The sequence below is a fragment of the Herbidospora daliensis genome (genome assembly GCF_001570585.1).
Taxonomy (GTDB): domain Bacteria; phylum Actinomycetota; class Actinomycetes; order Streptosporangiales; family Streptosporangiaceae; genus Herbidospora; species Herbidospora daliensis.
In genome coordinates, this window is the sequence record NZ_BBXF01000003.1 from 1046541 (window position 1) to 1063956 (window position 17416).

The 17416-nt window shown below is 68.1% G+C and carries 14 protein-coding genes and 1 tRNA gene; 5 read left to right on the forward strand and 10 right to left on the reverse strand.

The features are described from left to right. Positions 1 to 428: 428 nt before the first annotated feature. From AW274_RS19690 to AW274_RS19705, 4 genes are all read left to right on the forward strand, one after another. Positions 429 to 758 (forward strand): tyrosine-type recombinase/integrase, encoded by a 330-nt coding sequence (locus AW274_RS19690; protein ID WP_198169290.1) that lies wholly within the window; start codon positions 429 to 431, stop codon positions 756 to 758. Positions 759 to 812: 54 nt separating this feature from the next. Then, complete coding sequence (locus AW274_RS19695; RefSeq protein ID WP_062434267.1) at positions 813 to 1487, forward strand: site-specific integrase; 675 nt, start codon at positions 813 to 815, stop codon at positions 1485 to 1487. 1308 nt (positions 1488 to 2795) lie between these two features. Then, positions 2796 to 3338, forward strand: coding sequence for an SRPBCC family protein (locus AW274_RS19700; RefSeq protein WP_062434269.1), 543 nt, complete (start codon positions 2796 to 2798; stop codon positions 3336 to 3338). Beyond that, entirely contained in the window at positions 3335 to 4510 is a 1176-nt protein-coding gene (locus AW274_RS19705) for a zinc-dependent alcohol dehydrogenase (RefSeq protein WP_062434271.1), read from the forward strand. Before AW274_RS19700 ends, AW274_RS19705 begins: the two co-directional genes overlap by 4 nt. Positions 4511 to 4557: 47 nt before the next feature. On the opposite strand, the gene AW274_RS19710 is transcribed toward AW274_RS19705, so the two are convergent. The 9 genes from AW274_RS19710 to dnaK are packed head-to-tail and all read right to left on the reverse strand — an operon-like array spanning position 4558 to position 14682. After that, entirely contained in the window at positions 4558 to 5709 is a 1152-nt protein-coding gene (locus AW274_RS19710; RefSeq protein WP_062434273.1) for a glutathione-independent formaldehyde dehydrogenase, read from the reverse strand. A gap of 53 nt (positions 5710 to 5762) precedes the next feature. Then, on the reverse strand, positions 5763 to 6212 hold the full coding sequence (locus AW274_RS19715; RefSeq protein ID WP_062434275.1) for a DUF1931 family protein: 450 nt from the start codon (positions 6210 to 6212) through the stop codon (positions 5763 to 5765). A 27-nt stretch (positions 6213 to 6239) separates the two neighbouring features. Then, positions 6240 to 7910 (reverse strand): FAD-dependent oxidoreductase, encoded by a 1671-nt coding sequence (locus AW274_RS19720; RefSeq protein WP_062434278.1) that lies wholly within the window; start codon positions 7908 to 7910, stop codon positions 6240 to 6242. Then, a complete protein-coding gene (trxA, locus tag AW274_RS19725) occupies positions 7894 to 8337 on the reverse strand; it encodes a thioredoxin (protein WP_062434281.1) in 444 nt (147 codons plus the stop codon). Before trxA ends, AW274_RS19720 begins: the two co-directional genes overlap by 17 nt. Positions 8338 to 8339: 2 nt before the next feature. After that, positions 8340 to 10958 (reverse strand): ATP-dependent chaperone ClpB, encoded by a 2619-nt coding sequence (gene clpB / locus AW274_RS19730; RefSeq protein ID WP_062434284.1) that lies wholly within the window; start codon positions 10956 to 10958, stop codon positions 8340 to 8342. Next, on the reverse strand, positions 10949 to 11260 hold the full coding sequence (locus AW274_RS19735; RefSeq protein WP_062434287.1) for a chaperone modulator CbpM: 312 nt from the start codon (positions 11258 to 11260) through the stop codon (positions 10949 to 10951). The genes clpB and AW274_RS19735 overlap by 10 nt, the downstream gene beginning before the upstream one ends. Then, a complete protein-coding gene (locus AW274_RS19740) occupies positions 11257 to 12231 on the reverse strand; it encodes a DnaJ C-terminal domain-containing protein (protein WP_062434289.1) in 975 nt (324 codons plus the stop codon). The genes AW274_RS19735 and AW274_RS19740 overlap by 4 nt, the downstream gene beginning before the upstream one ends. Continuing rightward, positions 12231 to 12734 (reverse strand): nucleotide exchange factor GrpE, encoded by a 504-nt coding sequence (locus AW274_RS19745; protein ID WP_198169291.1) that lies wholly within the window; start codon positions 12732 to 12734, stop codon positions 12231 to 12233. Before AW274_RS19745 ends, AW274_RS19740 begins: the two co-directional genes overlap by 1 nt. A 55-nt stretch (positions 12735 to 12789) precedes the next feature. Next, positions 12790 to 14682, reverse strand: coding sequence for a molecular chaperone DnaK (gene dnaK, locus AW274_RS19750; RefSeq protein WP_062434738.1), 1893 nt, complete (start codon positions 14680 to 14682; stop codon positions 12790 to 12792). Between the two features lie 1295 nt (positions 14683 to 15977). Between dnaK and AW274_RS19755 the strand changes: the two genes are divergently transcribed. Next, on the forward strand, positions 15978 to 17243 hold the full coding sequence (locus tag AW274_RS19755) for a tyrosine-type recombinase/integrase (RefSeq protein WP_062434292.1): 1266 nt from the start codon (positions 15978 to 15980) through the stop codon (positions 17241 to 17243). A gap of 63 nt (positions 17244 to 17306) precedes the next feature. Here AW274_RS19755 and AW274_RS19760 read toward each other — a convergent pair. Beyond that, positions 17307 to 17382 (reverse strand) — tRNA-Lys (locus tag AW274_RS19760). Positions 17383 to 17416: the final 34 nt, after the last annotated feature.

The following is a 17416-nucleotide window of genomic DNA, read 5'->3' on the forward strand; positions in this document are numbered from 1 at the left end:
GACGTCGAGGCTGTCGTTAGCAAAGTCGTCTTCCTAGTAGTTCCACGGACTCATATCAGCGCCTCTGCTTGCGTCCGCTAACTTCCAGTTGTCTGCAACCAGCGTCTGCTACCGGCCCTCGGCCAGAACCAAGGGACTGTTGTCGTTAGGCCGAACCGTTGTTCCTCCATTGAGAGGAAGGTGATGGCGATGCGGAAGAGCCATCCGCTGGTCTACAAGCGATAAGGCTGCAAGGGGCGGAGAGGGAACTGCCCGAGACTGGGCGACCCGGGGCACGGGTCGTGGTACTTCGCAGTGCAGGTCCAAGGGCTATCTGGCCGACGTGAGCGCGTCCAGCGGAGGTTACGCCAGCCGGGGCGAGGCCGCGCGAGCAGGTCGGATCCTAATCGCAGCCGAGCAGGAAAATTTCGATCGGAGTGGGCTGCACGGTGGCGCAGGGGCTTCGGCACTGGCTGGCGTCTGACCAGGGCATCCGGCCGAGAACTCATCAGAGCTACGCGGACCATGTCCGCCTGCATCTGATCCCGGCGCTGGGGCGGATCAGGCTGTCGGAACTCTCCCAGCGCCATGTACAGCGGATGTTCATCGCGCTGGGCAACCGCCGAAACCGCTATGGCAAGCCGTTGACGGCGGCATCGCTGGAGCGGATCCGCGCCACGCTACGGGTGTCGCTGAATGAGGCCGTACGGGAAGGGCTGATCGACGGCAATCCTGCCCGCAACCTGCGGCTGCGTGCTTCGCCGCGTCCACGGGCGTAAGTGTGGACCGACAGGCGGGTGGCGGTGTGGAAGGCCACTGGTGAGAGACCTGCGGTGGCAGTCTGGACGATCGCGCAGCTGGTGGCTTTCCTGGACGGGGTCCGCGATGATCGGCTGTTCCCTTTGTGGTGGCTGGCCGCACTCCGTGGGCTGCGTCGGGGCGAGCTGGCTGGCCTGCGTTGGATGGACCTCAGCCTGGAGACCGCCGAACTCGTTGTTGAACGGCAACTGGTGCAGGTCGACGGAAAATTGGTCGCCTCGCCACCCAAGAGCGCGGCCAGCCGGCGCACCGTCGCACTGGACAGGCAGACAGTCCGCCTCCTACGGCGTCATGAGCACGACCTACGAAGAGAGAGGTCCCGCCGCGGGGAGCCTTGGGATGATTCCGCCGGTGTCTTCATACGCCAGGACGGTCGTACGGTGGCGCCGGACTATCTGACCTACCGGTTCCTTAAGCTGGTAGAAGAGAGCGGGCTACCGCCGGTACGGTTGCACGACCTGCGACACGGAGCCGCCACGATGGTGCTAGCCGCGCATGTGGATCTGCCAGTGGTGCAGGGGCAGGTGGGGCATGCCAGCATCGTGCTGACCGCCGACACCTACACCTCGGTTCTGCCGGAGCTACACCATCGAGCGGCCGAGGCGACGGCGAGGCTGGTGATATCGGCAGCGCGGGGAACCGCCCGGAAGGTGCGGCGGGGCAAATGCGGCTGGATGACCCAGGTATGACCCATCCGTTTCCCAGGCCATGATCGTGGGATCTTGGACCTGAGAGGATGTGCAGGTCATAGGTGGTGGGGCGCCAGGGATTCGAACCCTGAACCTACGGATTAAAAGTTCGCAGCATTAATGCCGCCCAATGCCGCAGGCTGTCTATTTCTATTAGAGCGCCCGGATTCGCTGCTGTCAAAGTCCCCGCTGGTGGTGCGCAGTGCCGCCCCGTATCGCGTACCAATGAGCAACCGCCGAGCAACTATGAATCACCGGTCGGCCTTTGCCGAATCACGGTGGGGTGATCTCATAACCTGGCCCTCACGCTCGCTCGCCCTGATGAGAAGGCGGAGCGGCATCGAGCACCGCGATTGGTGGCGTTGAGTAGTGAGCGGCCCATTGAGCAGGGGAATCCGGATCCCATCATCGATCAAGAGCGGATTGCGAGTTTGACTATCCGTCGGCGAGCCTGGCTCAGCGGAGTCCGTCATGAGTACTCATGTGCGGATTGATCTGCACGGATGGATTTTGCGCAGGCATAGTGTTGATGGTGACTCGCTTCAGCCGATCTCTCCGTCACGTGTATGGCCAGGTGAAGGTGTCCAGGGAGAGCGCGGAGGACCTTCGCACCCGGCTTCCGCGCTCTCCGTGCATCACTTGTCCGCAACAGTGAGGCGTTACGTGCTTTCAACGGTACATTCCGTCATGGTCGGGCACTGTTAGTGCAACACCGGGCAAGCAAGGTCCTTGTGGGCAAGTCTCGGCGTCGCGGGTTCATGTCCGCGATCTCTATGGCTCTGGACGGTGCATCGCAGATACCTACGGTTGGCCCGGGAGGGCATCCAGCCCGGGGCGGCCAGCAGTCTCGTTGCCACTGTTGTACGTGTTGCCATTGCCGTTGGGATGTCGCTCACCTCGCCGGTAGCTGAACCGGCGACGTTCGAGGATGAGTGGAGTCCGCACTCGAACTGGTCCCGAAAGCGCGCACCTCGAAGGGCACGTGCATGTGCCGGGAGCCGCCCCCGGGGGCGCGGCGGCCTTGGTAAGTGAGCGATTTCGGCCGCAATCGATGGGTGGGTTTGGCGTCATTTCAAGGGGTACGCCCCACTTGAACTGCCGCGGCCTGGATCACGGGCGACGCGGTCAAGTTGATCTCGCTCGGCCGGCCAACGCCCACGAGGGCGAGCGCTTTCGGCGGCGGCCTGTCGGTGTCATCGGCGTCGTCATCGGGATCACGGTGGTGGACCTGCTGAACCGGGCGCCGGTCAGCAGGCGACGGAGATCTACTCCCTGCTGGTTGTGCGAGGCATACGCGGAGGAGAACTCATGGAACTGACGGCCACGACAACCATTCGCAGACCCGCGACCGAGGTCTACGCGTTCTGGCGCGACCTGGAGAACCTGCCGACGTTCATGGCGCATCTCCAGGAGGTCCGCGCCACGGGTGACCGTACGAGCCGGTGGGTCGCCGACGCGCCGTTCGGCAAGGACATCGCGTGGGACGCGGAGATCCTCGAGGAGAGGCCCGGCGAGAAGATCTCCTGGCGGTCGGCCGCCGACGCCGACGTGCCCAACGCCGGCACGGTCCGCTTCACGCCCGCCCCGGACGGAATCAGCACCGAGGTGCACATCGCGCTGGTGTACGACATCCCGGGCGGCACGATCGGCAAGGCGGTCGCCAAGTACTTCGGCGAGGAACCCCACCAGCAGCTCGACGACGACCTGCGCCGGCTCAAGCAGGTCATGGAGACCGGCGAGGTCGTCCGGTCCGACGGCGCGCCGTGGGGCAAGCGGGCCCGCGAGGAGTTCCCGCAGCGTCCGGCGCAACCGCTGTCGGACGCCGAACTCGCGAAGGGAGCAGGCCGATGAGAGCCAACACCTGGGCGGGCCGCAACAAGGTCGAGGTCCGTGACGTGCCGGACCCGAGGATCCTGAACAAGCGCGACGCCGTCGTGCGGATCACCTCCACCGCGATCTGCGGTTCGGACCTGCACCTGGTCGACGGGTATGTGCCCACGATGCAGGACGGCGACGTCATGGGGCACGAGTTCATGGGCGAGGTGGTCGAGGTCGGCCCCGATGTCGCTGCGGAGCGGCTGCGCGTCGGGGACCGGGTCGTCGTGCCCTTCCCGATCGCCTGCGGGGCGTGTAACGCGTGCGCCGCCGAGCTGTACTCCTGCTGCGAGAACACCAATCCCAACGCCGGGATCGCCGAGAAGATGTTCGGCCACCCGGTCGCCGGGATCTTCGGCTACTCGCACCTGACCGGCGGCTTCGCGGGCGGCCAGGCGCAGTACGCGCGGGTGCCGTTCGCCGACGTCGGCCCGCTGAAGATCGAGTCGGACCTGGCCGACGAGCAGGTGCTGTTCCTGTCCGACATCCTGCCCACCGGCTACATGGGCGCCGAGATGTGCGACATCCAGCCGAGCGACGTGGTGGCCGTGTGGGGGGCCGGCCCGGTCGGCCAGTTCGCCATGGACAGCGCCCGGGTCCTCGGCGCGGCCAAGGTCATCGCCATCGACAAGGAGCCCTACCGGCTGGAGATGGCCGAGCGGGCGGGCCACATCCCGGTCAACTTCGAGGAGGTCGACGTCCGGTCCCGGCTGCTGGAGCTGACGGGCGGCCGGGGACCGGACAAGTGCATCGACGCCGTCGGCCTGGAGGCCACTCACGGCAGCGCCCACATCGCCACCTACGACCGGGTCAAGCAGGCCGTGCGGGCCGAGAGCGACCGTCCGCACGTGCTGCGCCAGGCGATCATGTCGTGCCGTAGCGGCGGCGTGGTGTCGGTGATCGGCGTCTACGGCGGGCTGCTGGACAAGTTCCCGGCCGGGGCGTGGATGAACCGGTCGCTGACGTTGCGTACCGGGCAGTGCCACGTGCAGCGCTACATGAAGCCGTTGCTGGGGCGCATCGAGGGCGGGGAGCTGGATCCGACCCGGATCATCACGCACACGCTGCCGCTTGAGGAGGCGGAGCGCGGCTTCGAGCTCTTCAAGAACAAGGAGGACCACTGCGAGAAGGTCGTCCTCAAACCCTGAGGGCGTCCGAGCGGCCGGTCCCCATTCGGGGGCCGGCCGCTGTGGGCTCAGTTGAGCTGGTTGGGGTGGATGACGACCTTGGTCCAGCCGGGATCCCGCCGGTCGAAGTGCTCATAGCCACCCGGTACGTCGTCCAGGTTCAGCTCATGTGAGACGACCCAGGACGGCTTGGCCTTCCCCTCGTGGATGAGCCGGGAGAGCTTCCGGTTGTAGCTCTTCACATTGCACTGGCCGTTGCCGATCTTCTGGCCCTTGAACCAGAACATCCCGTAGTCGAAGGCGACCTCGCCCTGCTTGAAGAGATCGTCCGGGCTGCCGGGGTCCGTCGGGATGAAGACGCCCACGACGCCGATGGTCCCGGTGAACTTGACCGATTTGACCAGGTCGTTGAGCGTCATGTTGGGGTGCTCGTTCCCCTGCGGGTCGTGCGCTTGGTAACCCACGCACTCGCAGCCCCGGTCGGCGCCCAGGCCGTCGGTGAGCTCCATGATCTGATCGACCGGTGACGCCTTGGAGTCGTCGATCGCGATCGCGCCGATCTCCTCGGCCTTGGCGAGCCGGTCGGGGTGGCGGTCGACGACCATCACCTTGCTCGCGCTCTTGATCGTGGCGGAGTAGGCCGCCATCAGACCGACGGGCCCCGCTCCGTAGACCACGACCGTGTCGCCCGCCTCCACCTGGGCGAGTTGGGTCGCGTGCCAGCCGGTCGGCCAGATGTCGGCGAGCATCACGTAGTCGTTCTGCTTCTCCTGTGCGTCCTCTGGCAGGACGAGGCAGTTGACGTCGCCGAACGGCACGCGCAACAGCTCGGCCTGGCCGCCGCTGTAGGGGCCCATGTCCGCGAAACCGTAGGCCGCCCCGGCCATGCCCGGCTCGGGATTGGTGGTGAGGCAGTAGGCCGTCAGGCCCTTCTCGCAGTTCTCGCAGAAGCCGCACGAGATGTTGAACGGCATGCAGACCAGGTCGCCGACGCGGACGTGGTAGACGGCCGGTCCGGTCTCGACCACTTCGCCGAGGTTCTCGTGGCCGAGGATCCGGCCTGTCTCGAAGTCGGTCCGGCCTTCGTACATGTGCAGGTCCGACCCGCAGATGTTGGTCGTGGTGATGCGTACCAGGACATCGGTGGGTTGCTCGATGCGCGCGTCGAGGACCTGCTCGACATCGACCTGTCGAGGTCCGTTGTATACGACTGCTCTCATGATTTCCTCGCATGTGGTTGTGGTCGCTGGATCGCCTTGCCCGTGCGCCCCGGTCAGAGCAGCAGATTGAAGACGCTCATCGTGCGCTCCCACTGCTCGGTCGCGGGGTTCTTCACCTCCGGATCCACGATCTTGAAGGTCTGGGCCAGTGCCACCGACAGGCCGCCGACGATCTCCGGCAGGCGGTCGACGGTCTCCTCGCCGATCGACAGGTCCAGCGGAGGCAGCGTGGCGAGCTGCTCCAGGATCGGTTTCAGCTCGATGTCCTCGTCCAGGTTCCGGAACCGGTGGATGCTCTCCTGGAGGCCCTTGGTGACGGGCAGGTCGCTGGGTTCGATGACGTCGCGATGGTTCGCCTTGGCGTGGGCCTGGCCCATCACCAGCAGATCGTGGACCTTGTCGTTCACGAAGTCGCCGTAGCGCCGCAGGTCGTTCTTGTCGACGTCGACACCTGCGGCGCTGCGGAAGAACCGTTCGAATCTCGGCACCGCCATGAGAACCATGGAGGTCTCCTTCCTTCCGGCCCGGAGTCACTCCCCGGCCTGGAGGTAGTCGTGGATCAGCCGTACGGCCATGGCGCCTTCACCGACCGCCGCGGCCACCCGCTTGACCGACCCGCTCCGCACGTCCCCGGCCGCGAACACGCCCGCCCTGCTCGTCTCCAGCGGGAACGGCCGACCGGCGGAGTCGGGCGTGTCCTGCCTGCCGGACCGGGTGGCGTCCGCGCCCGTCAGGATGTAGCCCTGCGGGTCGAGCGCGATCTCGTCGGCCAGCCAGGTGGTGTACGGCTCCGCGCCGATGAAGATGAACATCGCGCGGGCCTCGATCGTGGAACGCTCGCCGGTGCGGTTGTCCTCGGCGCTGACCGCGGCGAGCTTGTCCTCTCCGATCAGCTCCCGGACCTCGGTGTTCAGCAGGATCTGGATCTGGGAGTGCCGTTCGATCTCGACGGCCAGGTAGCGGGACATGGTCCTGGACAGCGCGTCCTCCCGCACGAGCAGCCGGACACAGGCGGCGTGCCGGGCCAGGAACAGGGCGGCCTGACCGGCCGAGTTGCCTCCGCCTACGATGACGATCGGCTCCTGCTCGCACATCTGGGCTTCGACCATGGTCGCCGCGTAGTAGACGCTCGTGGTCTCGAACTTCTCCAGGTTCGGGACGTCGAGCCTCCGGTAGCGGACGCCGGTCGCGATGATCAGGGTGCGCGCGTGGATCGCGCCGCCCTCCCCGACGGTGACGATGTGATCACCCGCGTCCAGGTGCAGTTCGCATGCCTGTGCGGGGACCAGGAGCTGCGCGCCGAACTTGTCGGCCTGGATCACCGCCCGCTCCGCCAGTTCGCCGCCGGAGAGCCCGGCCGGGAAGCCGAGGTAGTTCTCGATCCGGGAGGAGGTGCTCGCCTGACCGCCCGTCGCGACGTTCTCCAGGGCCAGCGTCACGAGGCCCTCCGACGCTCCGTAGACCGCCGCCGCCAGGCCCGCCGGTCCGGCCCCGATGACGAGCAGGTCGCATCGGGTCTGCCGCACCTGTGGCGCCGGGAGCCCGATCGCCCTGGCCAGCTCCGTAGTGCTCGGGTTGCGGAGCACCGTCTCGCCGCGCAGGATAACGACCGGGGTCTCCTCCGGGGTGACGCCCATGCTCCGCAGGAATCGCTCCGCCTCTTGATCCTTCTCGAGGTCGATCCACCGGTGCGGCAGCCGGTTGCGTGCCGCGAACTCCCGCAGCCGCCGGGAATCGGCGGAGAAGCAGGAGCCGATGATGCGGAATCCAGCGCCCAGTCCGATGAGCATCGTGCGGCGGATGAGGTAGGCGCGCAGGATCAGGTCGCCGAGTCCCGGATCCCCGGCGACCAGGCGGCGGAGCGCGTCCGCCGGGACGGCGAGGACCTCGCCGTCCTCGGCCACCACGCCGGTGACGAAGCCCACCTGGCCGGTGAGTACGTTGAGCTCTCCCAGGAACCGGCCTGCCCCGTGGACGCCGATCACCCGTTCGTCGCCTCCGAATCCCTCGACCGTCGCGACCTTGCCGGCCAGGACGGCGAAGAACTCGGCGCATGGAACACCCTCCGCGTACAGAACCTCGTCCCGGCGGACCCGGCGCCGCTCGCCGTGCGGGGCGAGCGCCTGGAACTGCGCGTCGCTCAGCCTCGGGTAGGCCCCCTGCGGGTCGGGCGTCTCTTGGATCTCAGGCGGCCAGCGCATGGTCCACCCACTCACGGAGGACGGGAGCCGGCGCCGCGCCCGATCGCCGGGTGACGACCCGGCCCTGATCGATCATGGCGAGCGTCGGGATGGCCCGTACGGTGAAGCGTTCCGAGAGCCGGGGCGCTTCGTCCACATTCACCTCCACCAGCTTCAGGCGGCCGGCACGTTCGGCCGCGATCTGTTCGAGCGCCGGGCTGACCATGCGGCAGGGGCCGCACCAGGGTGCCCAGAAGTCGACGAGCACCGGGATCCGGGCCGCCTCGACGACCTCGCTGAAGTCGTCGTCACCGGCCTCGGTGACCCAGGGAAGCGGCTGGTGGCATTGGCCGCACCGCGGGATCCCCGAATCGGCACGCGGCAGCCGGTTCCTCCGTCCGCAGGTGGAGCACGACACGACCCTCGCATCCTTGGTCGGTGACCGCATGGTCAGACCTCCGGGTTCTCGTACGCCACCGAAAGTGTGCCGCCGGTCATCCCGACCCGGATGACCGCGCCGTCGCGGACGTCGCCGGCGACCAGGGCGCGGGCGACGCGGGTCTCGACCTCGCGGGCGATGAAGCGGCGCAGCGGACGCGCTCCGTAGACGGGGTCGAAGCCCTGCTCGGCGATGAAGCGCACCGCCTCGGGGGTGACCTCCAGCCCCATCCCGCGTTCGGCGAGCCGGACCCTGATCTCGGTGAACATCAGGGCCACGATCTGCTCGATCTCCGGCTCGGTGAGCGGCTTGAACAACACGATGTCGTCGATCCGGTTGAGGAACTCTGGCCGGAACCGCGCGCGCAGTTCGGCCATCACCATCTCGCGGACCTCGGGGTCGATCTCGCCCCCCGGGCCGGCCTTCTCGCTCAGGAAGTGCGAGCCGATGTTGGACGTCATGATGATCACGGTGTTGCGGAAGTCGACCGTACGGCCCTGGGCGTCGGTGAGCCGCCCGTCGTCGAGCACCTGGAGCAGGGTGTTGAAGACATCCGTGTGGGCCTTCTCGATCTCGTCGAACAGCACGACCGAGTAGGGCTTGCGCCGGACGGCCTCGGTGAGCTGGCCGCCCTCCTCATAGCCGACGTATCCGGGCGGGGCGCCGACCAGCCGGCTGACCGTGTGGCGCTCCTGGTACTCGCTCATGTCGACGCGGACGATGTTGTCCTGGGTGTCGAACAGCGCCTCGGCGAGGGTCTTGGCCAGTTCGGTCTTCCCGACGCCGGTCGGGCCGAGGAAGACGAAAGAGCCGATGGGCCGGCGCGGGTCCTTGATCCCCGAACGCGCCCTGATGATCGCGTCGGCGACCGCTTGCACGGCCTCGTCCTGGCCGATGACGCGCCCGTGCAGGATCTGGTCGAGGTGCAGCAGTTTGCCCCGCTCGCCCTCCTGGAGCCTGCTGACCGGGATGCCGGTCCAGCGGGACACGATGCCGGCGATCTCCTCCTCCGTCACGACCTCACGGAGCAGCCGTCCCGCGCCGTGCTTGGACTCCAGCTGCCCCTCCGCGGCCTCCAGTTTGCGTTCCAGCTCGGGAAGCCTGCCGTGCATCAGCTCGGCGGCGCGGTTGAGGTCGTACACGCGCTCGGCCTGTTCGGCCTCGCGCCGGACCGCCTCGATCTCCTGGCGGACGCCCTGCACCCTGTGCAGGGCGTGCCGCTCGGCCTCCCACTGGGCGCGCATGGCGTCGGCCTGGGCGCGCACGTCGGCGAGCTCGGCGCGCAGCGCCTCCAGGCGGGTCCGGCTCGCCGGGTCGTCCTCGTCGGCGAGGGCCGCCTCCTCGATCTCCAGACGCATCACCCGGCGGGTGAGTTCGTCCAGCTCCGCGGGCATGGAGTCGATCTCCGTACGCAGCATCGCGCACGCCTCGTCGACCAGGTCGATCGCCTTGTCGGGCAGGAAGCGGTCGCTGATGTAGCGATGGCTCAGGACGACCGAGGCGACGACGGCGTTGTCGGCGATCTTCACGCCGTGGAACACCTCAAGGCGCTCGCGCAGGCCGCGCAGGATGGAGATGGAGTCCTCCACCGTCGGCTCGTCCACGAAGACGGGCTGGAAGCGGCGCTCCAGCGCGGCGTCCTTCTCGATGTGCTTGCGGTATTCGGTGACCGTCGTGGCGCCGATCATGTGGAGTTCGCCTCGGGCCAGCATCGGCTTCAGCATGTTCCCCGCGTCCATGGCGCCCTCGGCCGCGCCCGCGCCGACGACGTTGTGGACCTCGTCGACGAACAGCAGGATCCGGCCCTCCGCCGAGGTGACCTCGGTCAGCACGGCCTTGAGGCGCTCCTCGAACTCGCCCCGGTATTTCGCCCCCGCGACGAGGGCGCCCACGTCGAGACTGAAGATCGTCTTGTCCTTCAGTCCCTCGGGGACGTCACCCCGGGCGATGCGCTGGGCGAGGCCCTCGACGATCGCGGTCTTGCCGACGCCCGGATCGCCGATGAGCACGGGATTGTTCTTGGTCTTGCGCGACAGGATCTGCACGACCCTGCGGATCTCGCCGTCGCGGCCGATCACCGGGTCGAGTTTGTCCGCCCTGGCGGCGGCCACCAGGTCGCGGCCGTACTTCTCCAGGGCCTCGTAGGCGGCCTCCGGGGTGGCGGAGGTGACGCGCTGGTTGCCGCGCACCTGCGTGAGGACCTCCAGGAAACGCTCGCGGTTCAGCCCGTGTGCCTTGAGCAGCCGTCCGGTGGAGGTGTCCGGACCTTCGTCGAGCAGCGCCAGCAGCAGGTGCTCGACCGAGACGTACTCGTCCTTCAGCCTTCTGGCTTCCTGGTCGGCCGCCTCCAGCAGGCGGGACAGCCGCTGGGTCAGGTAGACCTGGCCGGGGGCTGCGCCGGGACCGGTCATGCGGGGCCGGCGTGCCAGCTCGGCCTCCACCTCCAGCGCCAGCTTGTCGGCGTCGGCGCCGGCGGCCGAGAGCAGACGGGGGGCCAGCCCCTCCGGCTGGTCCAGCAGCGCCGACAGGAGATGCTCGCCGTCGACTTCGGTGTGGCCGAAACGGGTCGCCTTGGTCTGGGCGCCCCGCAGGGCTTCCTGCGACTTCTGCGTCAGTCGGTTCACGTCCACGGCATGCCTCCCTGAGTTCTCGTGCGGGTCCGCAGAGCCGCTTCGAGCTCCGCGATGCGGTCGAGCAGGTCCGCCACCAGGCCCAGAGAGGCGTAGTTGACAGCCAGTTGCGTGTGCAGCCGCTGGAGGCGCCCGGCGGCGGCGAGCTGGGAGGGCGGGAAGCACAGGTCCCCCGCCGGGTCACGGAAGGCGTCGAGCAGGCCGAGCGCGACCAGGCGGCACACCAGCTCCGGATGCAGGCCGGTCACCCGCGCGAAGGATTCCAGGTCCAGGAGCGGGAGCCGGACGAGCGGATGGCTCATGGCCGGGTCCTCCCTTCCGATTCGGCACGCGGATCGAAGCTCGAGACGTCCGCCAACTGCTCGTAGAGACGGCGTTCCTCGGCGCTCAGCGTGCGGGGGACCATGATCCGGACCTCGGCGAACAGGTCCCCGGGAGCGCCGCGGGGGTGGGGCATGCCCTGGCCCCGCAGGCGCAGGCGGCGTCCGGAGGAGGAACCGGGCGGCACTGTGACCTTCGCCTCGCCACCGGGGGTCTCCACCGCCACGGTCGCGCCCAGCGCGGCCTCCGACGGGGTGAGGGGAAGCTGGACGTGGACGTCCCGTCCCTCGACGCGGTAGCGCGGATGATCGGTGATGCGGGCGATCAGGTAGAGGTCGCCGCTCTTCGCGCCGCCCGTGCTCTCGCCGCCCTGATCCGCGAGCCGGATCCGTTGCCCGTCCCGGACGCCCGGAGGGATCGTGACCTCCAGCGTCCGGGAACCTCCGGCGCGGGGCAGGGTGATCGTGCGGTGGCCGCCGCGGTAGGCCTCCTCGACCGTCAGCGGCAGCTCGGCCTCCTGGTCGGCGCCGGGCATCGGCCCCCAGCCTCGGCCCGCGCGGCCCGCGCGGCCTCCGAACATGCCGCCGAACAGGTCCTCGAAGTCGATGCCCTCGCCGGTCTCGAACCGGACCCCCTGCCCGGTCGGCTCGCGTGCCCATCCGGCCCGGCCTCCCGTGCCCGCCCCGGCTCGGGCCCGGGCGTACTCCGCCGGGTCCACTTCCTCGGGCACCTGCCGGAAGTCCCGGCCGAACGCGTCGTAGCGCCGCCGGGTCTCGGGATCGGACAGCACCTCGTAGGCCTCCGACACCTCCTTGAAGCGGTCTTCGGCGCTGGGGTCCTTGTTGACGTCGGGATGATAGGAACGCGCGAGCTTGCGGTAGGCCCGCTGGATCTCCTCGCGGCTGGCCGTTCGCGGCACGCCGAGAACTTTGTAGAAGTCGCGATCAGCCATCAGTCCTCCGCCTTGGTCGACACGACGACCGACGCGGGGCGCAACTGGTCAGGGCCCTCGCCGTAACCGGGCCGTACGACGGCGACGACCGTGCCCGGCTCGGCCTCCGGGTCCTCCAACGTGCTCACGGCCTCGTGCCTGGCGGGATCGAACTGGGCCCCGAGATCCTCGACGCGCGGGAAGCCCAGCCGCGCGAGCACGGCAACCGCCTGGTCGCGGACAGAGCGGACGCCTTCGATGATCGGGTCGGCACCGGCGTCGTCCGCGTGCCGCAGCGCCAGTTCGAGGTTGTCGACGACCGGCAGCCACTCCGCGGCGACCCTAGCCCGTTCGTCGAGCCGCTGCCTGGTGAGGTCCCTGGCCGTGCGCTTACGGAGGTTGTCCAGCTCGGCGGCTGCGCGTAGCCAGCGGTCGTGCAGCTCCTCCAACCGGGTGTCCGTGTCGGCCCCCGTATCAGCTGCTGTGCCGGTGTCCTCGCTGGGGGCGCCGGTTCCGGCGTCCATGGCCTCGGCCGTTGGAACACGACCCTGACGTGGATTTCTGTCCTGGTCGGTCATGTCACTCCGGCTCTGTGAACTCGGCGTCGATCACGTCGTCGTCCGGCCCGCCCGCGCCGGGCTGCCCCGGCTGCGGCCCCGTCTGCTGCTCGGGCTGTCCCGGCTGAGCGCCGGCGCCCAGCGCGTGGAAGACCTGCTGGAGCTCTCCGGCCAGGATGCGCAGCCGATCGGCGGGCGCCTCCTCCTTGATGGCCTGGCGGGCTTCGGCGATCAACTGTTCCGCCCGGGCCTTCTCGTGCACCGGGACGGCGTCCCCGAGCTCGGACAGGCGCCGCTCCACCTGGTAGGCGATCGAGTCCAGCTCGTTGCGGGCGTCGACCGCCTCGCGGAGGGCGACGTCGTCGGCGCGGTGCCGCTCGGCGTCGGCGATCATCCGGTCGATCTCGCTGGTGTCCAGGTTGGCGCTCTCACTGATCGTGATGCGCTGCTCGGCTCCGGTGTCCTTGTCCTTGGCGGTCACGTTGAGGATGCCGTTCGCGTCGATGTCGAAGGTGACCTCGACCTGCGGCACCCCGCGCGGTGCAGGCCGGATGTTCTCCAGCCGGAACCGGCCGAGCACCCGGTTGTCGGCGGCGCGTTCCCGCTCGCCCTGAAGGATGACCACGTCGACGGCCGACTGGTTGTCCTCGGCGGTACTGAAGATCTCGGTCCGGCGGGCCGGGATCGTGGTGTTCCGTTCGATGACCTTCGTCATGAGACCGCCGAGCGTCTCCACTCCGAGCGAGAGCGGGGTGACGTCGAGCAGCACGACGTCCTTGACCTCGCCCCTGATGACCGCCGCCTGGACCGCCGCGCCGAGCGCCACGACCTCGTCGGGGTTGACCGTCATGTTGGGGTCCTTGCCCGTCATGCGGCGCACCGTCTGCTGCACCGCGGGCATGCGGGTGGACCCGCCGACCAGGATCACCTCGTCGAGGTCGGCCGAGGTCAGCTTGGCGTCGCCCATGGCCTGCTCGACCGGGCCCTTGACCCGCTCGATCAGGTCGCCGGTGATCTGCTCGAACGTGGACCGCATCAGCGTGGTGTTCAGGTGCTTGGGCCCATTCGCGTCCGCCGTGATGAACGGAAGGCTGATCTGGGTCTGGCTGACCGCCGACAGCTCCACCTTGGCCTTCTCCGCCGCCTCGAAGAGCCGCTGCAGGGCCTGCGGATCGGCGCGCAGGTCGATGCCGTCCTGACGCTGGAACTCGTCGGCCAGATGGTCAACGATCCGGCGGTCGAAGTCGTCGCCGCCCAGATGGGTGTCCCCAGCCGTGGAGCGGACCTCGACCACGCCATCGCCGATGTCGAGGATGCTGACGTCGAACGTCCCGCCGCCCAGGTCGAAGACGAGGACGGTCTCGCTGCCCTTCTTGTCCAGGCCGTAGGCCAGCGCCGCCGCGGTCGGCTCGTTGATGATGCGCAGGACCTCCACGCCGGCGATCTTCCCGGCGTCCTTGGTGGCCTGACGCTGGGCGTCGTTGAAGTAGGCGGGCACGGTGATGACGGCCTCGGTGACCTTCTCGCCCAGGAACTTCGCCGCGTCGGCGATCAGCTTTCTCAGCACGAACGCCGAGATCTCCTCGGGCGCGTACTGCCTGTCCCTGACCTTGAACCGTACGGCCCCGTCGGGACCCGCCGCGACGTCGAACGAGACCGCCTTGGTCTCGTCGTGCACCTCGTCGAACCGCCGGCCCATGAACCGCTTGGCCGAATAGATCGTCCCCTTCGGATTCAGGATCGCCTGGCGGCGGGCCATCTGGCCGACCAGGACCTCACCCTGGTCGGTGAAACCCACCACCGACGGTGTGGTCCGCGACCCTTCGGCGTTCGGGATGACCGTTGGATGGCCGTCCTCGGTCGTCGCGATCACGGAGTTCGTCGTGCCCAGATCGATGCCCACTGCCCTCGCCATCGCCATGTCCCCTCACGGTTCCGCGTGGTCTGGCCCATCCCTGCCGGGTTTCGCTGATCTCGGCCGCAATGCGCCGTCGGACTTTCCCAGCCAGAAGGTCGGACGCGACTCCGCGACCCTCCGCACCGGCCTATCTGAATTTGTCGTGGGGGCGAATTGCGGATTCGCCGACATCTCTTGGTTCCCGGCGATGATCGCGGGCAACGACACGAACGCCCTGCGCTGAATGCGGTAGCCGATCGCCCCCCGAATCAGGCCCCTATCGCGGAGCCCAGGGTCCGCCACGGCCGAGGGCTGACGATCAGTAACACCAGGCTGATCAGCGGATCCATACAGATACCGGTGCCTCCGTCACGCGCGATCCAGCCCCAAGATCAATCCACCGGTCTGAATCCCCATACCTTCACTCAAAGGGCGCGGAGGGCTTCCTGAAACCCCCAGATATCCATTTTTGGATCAAACTAGCAAGGGATGGTCGGCTCAGCCTTCGTCAGCGTGGAGGCGGTGGCCAAGGCCCGCGAGCCGTCGTCTCGGCCGCGGGTGCAAGATCTGCAGCGAGGTGAAGTCGTCGCGGGTGAAGGTCGAGGAGGCGTGGCCGAGTGTCTCCTGAGCGATCTTCATCTGCATGGATGACTCGGCGACATCAGCGATTCCCGGCGCGAGCTGATCGACTCCGGGGTGGAAGCCCGCAGGGGCCGACGCCGTCCGGCGTCATTTGGGCCGCCAGAATTCCGAAGAAGTCTTCGCAGATGTCCTGAGCCGTCCGTGATGGCACCTGGCAGTTTGTGGCTACTGGTGAGCCCAGACTGGATGTTCGCAGCGCCTCGTGACACCCCTGATCCCAGGGCCACGTCTTGATCACGTCGTTGTGAAGAGGGCGCTGTTTCTCCACAGCCCCACTCGGCTCCGTTGGTGTCAGCTAGAAGGCTCGATCGGTGGCGGCGTCATTGAGTGAGTGAAAGGCATTGGCGGCGAGGCTGAGACTGCGCTGGACGCTGTGATTGGCGTAGCCGGATGTGGCCCTTGTTTCCCTAGAACCCGGTAGCTAAGGAGTCCCCGTGTGGTCGGTGATGGCCGGCCCGACTGACCGGGGTGGTGCAGTCGACGCGGATTCGTGGATCGAGATCCAGGCCGAATGGCCGAGACGCTCTCCGGTTCATGCCATCTGCTGACAAGGGCCGCGCCGATCTCGGCCTCTTGAGGCGTTTCTTGCATGATCGATGCCGTCACGATCGCCGGATTCACGTTTCTCCGTTTTAAGGAGGAGGGTGATAACGATGGGTGAGAGTCATCCGGTGATCTACAAGAGGTGCGGTTGCACCGGGCGGAGCGGGTGTCCCAGGCTGGCCGAGGACGGGCATGGCTCGTGGTATTTCGCCGTGCAGGTTCAGGGCCTGTCGGGGCAGCGGGAGCGCATGCGGCGGGGTGGATACGCCAGCGCAGGGGAAGCCGAACAAGCAGGGCTGCAGATGATCGCGTCTGAACACGGCGGGGGCATCGGGGCGGCATGCACCGTGGCGCAGTGGCTCCGCTACTGGCTGGCAACCGATCAGGGCATCCGGCCGAGGACACGTCAGGGGTACGCGGATCACGTCCGTTTGCACCTGCTCCCGGCGCTGGGGCGAATCAGGCTGGCGGAGCTGTCCTTCCGCGATGTGCGGCGGATGTTCATGGTGTTGGCCGGGCGCCGGAACCGGTACGGCAGGCCGTTGGCGGCGGCGTCGCTGGAACGGATCCGTGCCACGTTGCGGGCGGCGCTGAACGAGGCCGTCCGGGAAGGGCTGATCGACGCCAATCCCGCTCGTGGGTTGCGGTTGCCTGCCGCGCCGCGTCCGAGGGCGCAGGTGTGGACCGATCGGCGGGTGGCGGTGTGGAGGGCGACCGGTGAGAGGCCGACTGTGGCGGTCTGGACGGTGCCGCAGCTGGTGGACTTCTTGGACGGCGTCCGCGGTGATGCCTTGTTCCCGCTGTGGTGGCTGGCGGCGCTGCGTGGGCTTCGCCGGGGGGAACTCGCCGGCCTGCGCTGGGTGGATCTCAGCCTGGAGACCGCCGAACTCGCCGTGGTCCGGCAACTGGTGCAGGTCGGTGGAAGGCTGGTGTCTTTCCCGCCGAAGAGCCAGGCCAGTAGGCGTACGGTCGCGCTGGATCCGCAAACGGTCCGGCTACTGCGCCGCCACGAACGTGAGCAGCGAACTGAGGGAAGGTTCTGTGACGGCAGGGCGCAGGTCTTCACTCGGATGGACGGCAGCCCGGTGGCACCGGACTACCTGACTTACCGGTTCCGTAAGCTGGTTCGAGAGAGCGGGCTGCCACCGGTGCGGCTGCATGACCTGCGGCACGGCGCCGTGACGATGGCGCTGGCCGCGCACGTGGATCTGCCGGTGGTCCAAGACCAGGTGGGGCACGCCAGCATCGTGCTGACCGCCGACACCTACACCTCGGTGCTGCCGGAACTGCAACACGAGGCCGCCAGGGCAACGGCGCATCAGGTGATGTCAGCGGCCCGCAGAGCTGCCCGGAAGGTGCGCCGGGGGAGGTGCGGGTGGATGACCCAGGTATGACCCATCCGTGTCCCAGGCCATGATCGGGGGATCTTGGACCTGGGAGGACGCGCAGGTCAAGAGTGGTGGGGCGCCAGGGATTCGAACCCTGAACCTACGGATTAAAAGTCCGCAGGCCCCGCCGCTGTGGCGCAGCCCCACTGGTTAGGCTGCCATAGGTAGACCGACCAAAG